This is a genomic window from Nonomuraea lactucae, assembly GCF_003313395.1.
Lineage (GTDB): Bacteria > Actinomycetota > Actinomycetes > Streptosporangiales > Streptosporangiaceae > Nonomuraea > Nonomuraea lactucae.
This window is the reverse complement of record NZ_QNFZ01000932.1, coordinates 1-8,779: the sequence shown is the minus strand read 5'-3', so window position 1 is coordinate 8,779 and position 8,779 is coordinate 1. Positions and strand designations below refer to the sequence as shown.

10 protein-coding genes are annotated in these 8,779 nt (G+C 71.4%); 3 read left to right on the top strand and 7 right to left on the bottom strand.

All coding sequences use genetic code 11. From position 1 onward, the window contains the following. The 3 genes from DQW85_RS32405 to DQW85_RS32395 all read right to left on the bottom strand — a co-directional run. Positions 1-915: hypothetical protein (locus tag DQW85_RS32405; RefSeq protein WP_113703589.1), on the bottom strand; the 915-nt coding region annotated here is incomplete at its 3' end. Further along, positions 912-1,127, bottom strand: coding sequence for a heavy-metal-associated domain-containing protein (locus DQW85_RS32400; RefSeq protein WP_113703592.1), 216 nt, complete (start codon positions 1,125-1,127; stop codon positions 912-914). The genes DQW85_RS32405 and DQW85_RS32400, both read right to left, overlap by 4 nt. Positions 1,128-1,241: 114 nt before the next feature. Further along, complete coding sequence (locus DQW85_RS32395) at positions 1,242-1,595, bottom strand: hypothetical protein (RefSeq protein WP_113703588.1); 354 nt, start codon at positions 1,593-1,595, stop codon at positions 1,242-1,244. A 124-nt stretch (positions 1,596-1,719) separates the two neighbouring features. Between DQW85_RS32395 and DQW85_RS48325 the strand changes: the two genes are divergently transcribed. Both DQW85_RS48325 and DQW85_RS32390 read left to right on the top strand, forming a co-directional pair. Then, entirely contained in the window at positions 1,720-2,007 is a 288-nt protein-coding gene (locus DQW85_RS48325) for a PEP/pyruvate-binding domain-containing protein (protein WP_240197563.1), read from the top strand. Beyond that, on the top strand, positions 1,929-3,632 hold the full coding sequence (locus DQW85_RS32390) for a PEP/pyruvate-binding domain-containing protein (RefSeq protein WP_240197562.1): 1,704 nt from the start codon (positions 1,929-1,931) through the stop codon (positions 3,630-3,632). The genes DQW85_RS48325 and DQW85_RS32390 overlap by 79 nt, the downstream gene beginning before the upstream one ends. A 38-nt stretch (positions 3,633-3,670) precedes the next feature. Here DQW85_RS32390 and DQW85_RS32385 read toward each other — a convergent pair whose 3' ends face one another. From DQW85_RS32385 to DQW85_RS32370, 4 genes are all read right to left on the bottom strand, one after another. After that, the gene (locus DQW85_RS32385) at positions 3,671-4,081 is read right to left on the bottom strand and encodes a thioesterase family protein (RefSeq protein WP_162795547.1); all 411 of its coding nucleotides are present in this window, start codon (positions 4,079-4,081) and stop codon (positions 3,671-3,673) included. A gap of 67 nt (positions 4,082-4,148) precedes the next feature. Next, on the bottom strand, positions 4,149-5,132 hold the full coding sequence (locus tag DQW85_RS32380) for a 3-hydroxyacyl-CoA dehydrogenase NAD-binding domain-containing protein (protein ID WP_113703586.1): 984 nt from the start codon (positions 5,130-5,132) through the stop codon (positions 4,149-4,151). Continuing rightward, complete coding sequence (gene kce, locus DQW85_RS32375; RefSeq protein ID WP_205315578.1) at positions 5,132-6,070, bottom strand: 3,5-dioxohexanoate:acetyl-CoA acetone transferase; 939 nt, start codon at positions 6,068-6,070, stop codon at positions 5,132-5,134. The genes DQW85_RS32380 and kce overlap by 1 nt, the downstream gene beginning before the upstream one ends. Before the next feature lie 86 nt (positions 6,071-6,156). Continuing rightward, positions 6,157-6,978, bottom strand: a complete 822-nt coding sequence (locus tag DQW85_RS32370; protein ID WP_113703585.1) for an IclR family transcriptional regulator — start codon at positions 6,976-6,978, stop codon at positions 6,157-6,159. Positions 6,979-7,155: 177 nt separating this feature from the next. Here DQW85_RS32370 and DQW85_RS32365 point away from each other — a divergent pair, with 177 nt between their 5' ends. Then, positions 7,156-8,742, top strand: coding sequence for an ABC transporter substrate-binding protein (locus tag DQW85_RS32365; RefSeq protein WP_240197561.1), 1,587 nt, complete (start codon positions 7,156-7,158; stop codon positions 8,740-8,742). Positions 8,743-8,779 lie beyond the last annotated feature (37 nt).

Below are 8,779 nucleotides of genomic sequence, written 5' to 3'. Positions count from 1 at the left end.
GGGCGTCCCGGCGGGGCTCGGCTCGGGGCGCGCCGTGGCGGCCACCGGCCGGCCGGCGGCGAGGGTGAAGGCGGCGGTGCGGACCTCGCCCCCGTGCTTGAAGTCCAGGAAGAGCCGGTAGTCCCCGGCGCTGGGCACCTCGGCGGAGAAGACGATCTCAGGGCCCGACGGAGTCCTGCCGTCGCCCGGCCGGCCGGCGGGGTGCACGTGCAGGTAGGCCAGGTCGCCGCCGCGCAGGGCGACGAGATGGCCGTACGCGCCGAGGTAGGGCTGCAGGTCCGTGACAGGCTCGCCGTCCTTGGCGACCGTGAGGGTCAGCGTGCTGGACCGGCCGGGCAGCAGCTCGCCCGCGAGCGCGACCGTGTAGCCGTCCACGGTGGCGGTCCGGCTCACCGGCGGCAGGGCGCGGGGCGCGTAGTCACCGGCCACGAGCAGGTCGGTGCCGAGCGTCAGCGCGTCGCCGCCGGCGGGGGCGAAGTCGGCGAAGGCCCGGTACGCGCCCGCCTCGGGCAGGGTCAGGCCCACCGACCAGACGCCGCCGACCAGCTCCGGGTGCAGGTGCTGGAAGCTGCCGAGGTCGCGGGAGACGACGATGAAGTGGAGCTTCCTGTCGTGCCGGACCTCGAAGCCGGTGACCGGCCTGCCGTCCGGGCCTGTCACGGCGAACCTGTAGTCGGTGGGCTCGCCGGGCCTGAGCGGGCCGGTGAGAGGTGTGAGGCGGTAGCCGCCCTGCGACACCTGGAGCCCCCCAGGGGTATCAACGGCGGCCTCCCCGGCCGGGGGCCCGGCAGGGTGGGCGCTGTGGCTCGGCGCCGCCGTCGGAGCGGGATTCACCGCACCGCCGAGGCCGAGGGCTCCGCCGAAGACCACGGCCAGGCCCAGGATGTAGGCGCCGAGCTTGGCCGCCGTGTTCACGGCCGCCTCGCCACTTCGTATCCCGCCTCCTCGACCGCGGCGACGATCCGGGCCGGGTCGACGGGGCTCTCACTGGCGACGGCCAGCAGGCCCGTGGCCAGATCGACCTCGACGGCGGTCACGCCCGGCACCTCGCCGACCTCCTCCTTGACCGAGCTGACGCAGTGGCCGCAGGTCATGCCCTTGACGGTGTAGGTGGCGGTGGTGGTCATGTCGATCACTCCCGTGGAATCCGGCTTCACGGAACCATGCTAACACCTTACCCCCCTAGGGTATTCGCCCGGCCCCGGAGATTCCGCCTTGCGGGCACGGCCCGCGCGGTGGCGCTAGCTGAGCGCGTAACACTCGACCTCGGCGCGGCGGAAGGACAGCCCGGCGGCGACCGAGTGCCTGACGCACGCGCGCTCGGAGGCACTCAAGGTCAGCGCACCGCACACCGTCACTCCCGAATAGGTACGGCAGTCGAGCGCCGGGTCGGCCCTGCCGATGCGGTAGTTCTGCCTGACAGACGCGCGGCAGCGAGCCCGCGCAGAAGGCGCGTCGGCGTACCGGCACTGCGACAGCAAGATCTGGTACTGCTCCCTGCTCACCTCGCGCTGGGAGCCGGCGCCCTGGGCGGGGCCCACGAACAGTCCGAGTGCGGCCACGGTTCCGAGCCCAGCAGCAATGATCTTCTTCATGGTTCCCCCCTCTCCTCCGAGTACCGCCACAGCCCCTCGCCAAACCAGCCCCCTGTGCAGGGTTTAAATACAGGCATGTACTGTATTGTAAATCTGACCCAGAGATGACAGACGGGATCCGGCGATGAGTGCCCACGTACTCGGTTTCCACGAGATCGACCACACGCGGCTCCCCCTGGTCGGGGGGAAGGGCGCCAACCTGGGCGAGCTGTCCGGGATCGACGGGGTCCGGGTCCCGGCCGGGTTCTGCGTGACCACGGACGCCTACCGGAGGGTGGTGGCAGGCGATCCGGCGATCGGCGAGCTGGTCGCCGGGCGGTCGGGGTGGCCGTGGTGGTGCAGCGCATGGTCTTCCCCGAGGCGGCCGGCATCATGTTCACCGCCGACCCGGTCACCTCCAACCGGAGGGTGACCTCGATCGACGCGGGGTTCGGGCTGGGCGAGGCGTTCGTCTCCGGGCTGGTGAACGCCGACAACTACCGCGTCAGGGACGGGCGCGTCGTGGACCGGAAGATCGCCACCCAGACGAAGGAGCTGCGCGCCTCGCCCGACGGCGGCACGGAGGAGCGGCCGGTCGAGCCCGCCAGGCGGCACGCGCAGACCCTGAGCGACGAGCGGATCCTCCGGCTCGAACGGCTGGGCCGCCGGATCGAGGCCCACTTCGGCCGTCCGCAGGACATCGAGTGGGGCCTCGCCGACGGCGAGTTCCACGTGCTCCAGAGCCGCCCGATCACCACGCTCTACCCCGTCCCCCCGTCGGATGACGGCCGGAACCACGTCTACATCTCGTACGGGCACCGCCAGATGATGACCGACGCCTTCACCCCGCTCGGCCTGTCGTTCTTCCAGCTCCTCCACGACAGGCTCGGCCGCACGGCCGGGACCGTCGCCGGCAACAGGTTCTACAGGGACCTGTCGCACGAGCTCGCCTCCCCCGTCGCCCGCGCGTTCACGTTGAGGAGCCTGGACCAGGTGGACGTGCTGATGGCCCGCGCGCTGCGCGCCGTGCTGCCGGTCCTGCGCCAGTACGTCAGGCTGGCCCGGGAGGACGACCCCGGCGCCGTGCCGGAGCTCGTCGCGCGCAACGAGGCGACGGTCGAGAAGCTCAGGCGGGACATCGCGGGCAGATCGGGGGACGAGCTGTTCGCGTTCATCGTCGCGGACCACGACGTGCTGGCCGAGCTCACCTTCGACCCGCGCAGCGTGGCGGCGGCGTTCCTCGGCATCCAGTCGGTCAACTGGGTCAACAAGCACATGGAGGCCTGGCTGGGCGAGAAGAACGCCGCCGACGCGATCGCCCGGCGCGTCGTCGAGGGCTACCTCCGCGCGTACGGCATGCACTGCCAGGGCGACATCGACATCACCAGGACCCGGTGGAGCGAGGACCCGACGCTCCTCGTCCCGCTCATCCTCGGCGACATCAGGAACTTCCCGCCCGGTGAGCGCCCGCGCAAGGCCGGACGGGGCCGCGCCGAAGCCGAGCGCACGATGAACGACCTGCTCGAACGGCTGAGACGCCGGCCCGGAGGCGCGCGCAAGGCCAGGAAGGCGGCCAGGAAGATGAGCCTGGTGCGCCACTTCATCGGCTACCGCGAATACTCCAAGCACGCCCTGCTGCAGCGGCACGAGATCTACAAGCGGGCGCTGCTCGCCGAGGCGAGGCGGCTGGCCGGCCGGGGTGTGGTCGAGGACCCGGAGGACGTCTACTTCCTGTCCCTGGAGGAGTTCGGGGAGGTGGTGAACACCGGGCGGCTGGACCGGGCCCTCGTCACCCGGCGGCGCGAGGAGCACGAGGCGTACCGCAAGCTGACGCCGCCGCGGGTCATCACCTCGGAGGGCGAGGTGATCTCCGGCGAGTACGACACCGGAAGCGTGCCGAAGGGAGCCCTCCCGGGCATCGCGGTGTCGTCGGGCGTCGTCGAGGGGCGGGCCCGGGTCGTGCGGGCGCTGGAGGACGCCACGCGGCGGATCCGGGACGGGCAGCTCATCCGGGTCAACGGCACCGAGGGGTACGTGGAACTGCTCCCGGAACGCTGATCCGCGAGGTCGGTGCGGTTGGCATGTCCCCCGCGTCCCTAGCCGTCACCCCGGGCGGCCTCGGCGTGGGCCGCGAGCACGGCGGTGACCAGCTCGATCCGGTCCGCGGGCATCGGCTCGACGCGGCCGGTGCGCTGGTTGACGTGCAGGTAGACGAACTCCGCCGTGGCGATCTCGGCTCCGCCGCCGTCGCGGAGGCTGTGGCGGAACCGCAGGCGTTTGGGGGCGGCGTCCACAAGGAGCGTCATCGCGCGGACGACCTCTCCCTCCTTGGCCTCCTTGAGGTAGCGCAGGTGGGATTCGACCGTGTACGTCGTGCGTCCGGTCGCGAGCTGGTAGTCCTCGCCGAGGCCGAGGGCGTCGAGGAGCGCCTGGCTCGCCTGGCTGCCCACCAGCGCGTAGTAGGCGTCGTTCATGTGGCCGTTGTAGTCGACCCACTCGGCCCGCACCCGCGTGCTATAGGCGGCGAACGGCGCACTCAGAAGGTCAGGCCCGCCCCCCTGCCCCGCCGCCGTGTCACGCATGGCCGCCGCCCGGGAGCCGGCGGCCCCACCGCGCGGCGTGGCGCTCCAGGAGGAGCAGCAGGTCCACCAGGAAGTCGTCGCGCTCCCGCTCCAGCTCGGCGACCGGGCGGCCACCGGCCTCGTCCTCGCACCCGCTGACCATCTGGTCGCGCAGCGCGGGCGTCAGCGGCGGCGCTTCGAGCCGGGTCCACGGTTCGAGCAGGGCGGGACCGAAGTGGTCGAGCATGTGCGCCATGCCGCCGGGGCCGCCCGCGAGGTGGAAGGTGAGGCAGGGCCCCATCAGCGCCCAGCGCAGCCCGGGTCCGTACGCGATGGAGGCGTCGAGCTGGTCCACGCTGGCCTCTCCCGCCGCGACCATGTGGAGGGCCTCGCGCCACAGCGCCTCCTGGAGCCGGTTGCCGACGAAGCCGGGCAGCTCGTGCTCCATCCTCAGCGAGACCTTGCCCGCGACCCGGTAGAAGCGGTCGGCCCAGTCGATCGACGCGGCCGAGGTCGCCTTGCCGCCCACGACCTCCACGAGGGGGATCAGGTAGGGCGGGTTGAAGGGGTGGCCGACGACGAATCGGTCGGGAGTGCGGCATCCGGACTGCATGTCGGTCATGGCGAAACCGGACGTGCTGGACGCGACGACGACTCCGGGCGGGGTCGCGGCGTCGATGTCGGCGAGGACGCGGACCTTGGCGTCGAGGTTCTCCGGCGTGGACTCCTGGACGAAGTCGGCCCCGGAGACGGCCTCGGCCAGGGAGCCGGCGAAGCGCAGGCGGTCGCGGGCGGCGCCCGCGGCCAGGCCGAGCCGCTCCAGCGCCGGCCAGGCGTTGTCGACGAGCGCGTTCAGCCGCCGCTCCGCGCCGGGGCCGGGGTCGTGGGCCACCACGTCGTACCCCATGCGCAGGAAGTGGGCCGCCCAGCCGCCGCCGATGACACCGGTGCCGATCACCGCGACGACGTTCACGGACTCGGGGCTCGGGGTTCCCATCAGAAGGCCACCCGGTCCAGGCCCTTGAGGTCGAGGATCCGGCGGGTCTCCTCGGGCGTCGCCACCTCCAGCGAGAGCTCCTCCAGGATGCGGCGGACCTTGCGCACCTGGTCGGCGTTGGACGGCGCGAGCTGCCCCTTGCCGAGGTAGAGGCCGTCCTCCAGGCCCACCCGCACGTGGGCGCCCATCACGGCCGCCACCGTGGCCATGTTGAACTGGTGGCGGCCCGCGCCCAGCACGGACCACTCGTACGCGTCGCCCAGCAGGCGGTCGGCGGTGCGCTTCATGTGGGCGAGGTGGTCGACGTCGGCGCCGATGCCGCCCATCACGCCCATGATCGTCTGGAGGAAGATGGGCGGCTTCACCAGCCCGAGGTCCAGGTAGTAGGCCAGCGTGTAGAGGTGGCCCACGTCGTAGGCCTCGTACTCGAACCTGGCACCGGTCTCCGGGCCGACCGTGCGGAGCATGTGCTCGATGTCGGCGTACGTGCTCACGAACGGCTCGCGGCGGGTGCTCTCCAGGTAGGGCTCCTCCCAGTCGAAGCGCCACTGGCCGCGGTGCTTGTCGATCATGGGGAAGCCGCCGTAGTTCATGGTGCCCAGGTTGAGCGTGCACAGCTCGGGCCGGGCCACGTCGATGACCTCCAGCCGCTGCTGGACGGTCATCCCCGTGCCACCGCCCGTGGTGATGCTGACCACGGCGTCGGTGGCGGCCTTGATGGGCTTCAGGTACTCGAGGAAGACCGCCGGGTCGGGGGTCGGCCGCCCGTCGCGCGGGTCGCGGGCGTGCAGGTGGATGACCGAGGCGCCCGCCTCCACGGCGGCCACCGAGTCGGCGACGACGTCCTCGACGCTGAACGGCAGGTGCGGCGACATCGTCGGCGTGTGACCGGATCCCGTCACGGCACAGGTGATGATGACCTTGCGCGTCATCGACATGACCGACCCCTTTCAGGCTACGTTTCAATGGTGCCGGGCTCGCTCGTATAGCGAACGACCATCGCACCATCTGTAACGTGAGCCATTCAGGATCGCTCTGTCAAGCCCTCCCGCCGCGCGACCGCGTGCGCGATGTCGGCGGCCGCCTCGCCCGCGAGCGCGCCCAGGGCGGCGAACCGCTCCTCCGGCACCCGGTCCTTCGGGCCCCAGATGCTGACCACGGCGATGGGGTGTTTGTGCTCGTCGAGCACCGGCGCGGACACGCCGTACAGGTTGGGCTCCATCTCGCCGACGCACACGCCGTACCCGCGCTCCTTGGTCAGCGCCAGCTCCGAGAGCAGGCGCGTCTGGTCGGTGATCGTCGTGTCGGTGTAGGCGGTGAGCGGCCCGGCGAGCAGCGACTCCACCTCGGCGGCCGGCAGCCAGGCCAGCAGCGCCTTGCCGGTGGACGTGGCGTGCAGCGGGACCTGGCGGCCCAGCCACTTGGCGCTGAGCACGACCGGCGGCGTGACCTCGTCGACGTAGGTCAGCCCGAGCGAGCGGGCCACCGCGAGGTTGGCCGTCTCGCCGGTCTGCCTGGAGACCCGCTCGACGATCGCGTGGGCGCGGCGCACCAGGCCGTCCACGCCCGCCGCCGTGGCCATCCGGGCCACCGCGAACCCGATCGAGTATCGGCTGGTCAGCGGGTCGCGCTCGACCAGCGAATGCCGCTCCATGGTCGCCAGCAGCCGCCAGGCCGTCGCGCGGTTGAGCCCGCACCGGGCGGCGAGGTTCGCCACGGTCTCGCCCTCGGGCGAGCTGTCGGCGACCGCGTTGAGCAGCGAGATCGCCCGCTCCAGCGACTGCACCCTGCCCGACTGTGCCCCGGGCTGCTCCTGGCCGTCCGGATCGCCAGCGTCCACCATCATTGCCTCCGTTCCGTGGCCAGCGTGAGCCACCCGTCCGAGCCACCGTCACAGTCTTCTGCGGACCATCGTGATGGATCGGACCCCTTGACCTGTTTCACATCGCGCATCTATTGTCACGCCATTCGAGCATCAATTGCACGATAAGAGCAACGGGGACATGATGGTGAGGTCCAGGTTGTGATAAAACCCCAGAACCAGTCGACCCAGGGCCCCACGAGGCGGGAGATCATCCGCCGGAGCGCCCTGCTCAGCGCGGGAGTCGCAGCCGCGGGAGTGCTCTCCGCCTGCGGCGGCGGCCCCGCGACCACCCGGCGGCCCGCCGGCTCCACGACCCCGTCCAGCGGCGGCGTGCTGCGGATCGGCACCACCGGCGGCAGCGCCAAGGACAGCCTGAACCCGCACAACCCCGTCACCTATCCCGACCAGGCACGGGTCCTCAACCTCTACGAGCCCCTGTTCACCCGCGACCCCGCCTACGAGATCGAGCCACTCATCGGCGAGAGCCTCGAAGCGTCGAAGAGCGGCCAGGTCTGGACCCTGCGACTGCGTGAGGGCGTCCAGTTCCACAACGGCAAGACCGTGGACGCCGACGACGTCATCTTCTCCCTCCGGCGGATCATCGACCCCAAGGACCCGGGCACCGGAGCCTCCGGGCTGGCGATGATCGACCCGGCGGAGCTCAAGAAGATCGACGCGCGCACCGTCCAGATCGGGCTGAAGTCTCCCTACGCCCTGCTCAAGGACCAGCTCGCCCAGTACGCCCTCGGCATCGTGCCGGTCGGCTTCGACGTGCGCAACCCGGTCGGGACCGGACCCTTCGCCTTCGAGTCGTTCGAGCCCGGCGGGCAGAGCTCGTTCAAGCGGTTCGACGGCTACTGGCGGGAGAAGGCCTACGCCGACCGGCTCGTCATCATCGACTTCCCCGACGACAACGCCAAGGTCAACGCGCTGCTCAGCAACCAGGTCGAGGCCATCGACAACCTGCCGCTGTCCCAGATCGACGTCGTGAAGGCGGCGGGCGCGCAGGTCCTCGTCTCCGAGACCGGCTCCTGGACCCCGTTCACGATGCGGGTGGACGCCAAGCCCTTCAGCGACGTACGGGTGCGGCAGGCGTTCCGGCTCATCGTGGACCGCCCGCAGCTGGTCGCCCAGGCGCTCAACGGCCAGGGCCGCGTGGCCAACGACCTGTACGCCCCGTTCGACCCCGCCTACGCCTCCGAGCTGCCGCAACGCCACCAGGACCTCGACCAGGCCAAGTCGCTGCTGAAGGCGGCCGGCCACGCCGACCTGCGGATCGAACTGGTCACCTCGACCGGCATCGGCTCCGGCGCCGTGGACGCGGCCGAGCTGTTCGCCGGGCAGGCGCGGGGCGCCGGGGTCACCGTGGAGGTCCGCAAGGTGGACTCCTCCACCTTCTACGGCGACCAATACCTCGGCTGGACCTTCGCCCAGGACTACTGGTTCACCCGCGGCTACCTCCCCCAGGTGGCCGACGGCTCGCTGCCCGAGTCGCCGTACAACGAGACCCACTGGGCCGACAAGACCTTCATCTCCCTCATCAAGCAGGCCCGCCGCGAGCTGGACGACGCCAAGCGCACGGAGCTGCTCAAGCAGGCGCAGAAGATCGAGTACGACAGCGGCGGCCACATCATCTGGGGCTTCAAGAACCAGGTGGACGCCTACTCGAGCAAGGTCACCGGGTTCGTGCCGGACAAGAACCTGCCCCTGTCCAACTACCAGTTCCGTCGTGTCTCCATCGGCTGAGGCGGCCCGCCTCGCGGCGCGCCCGGCCGGCCGGCCG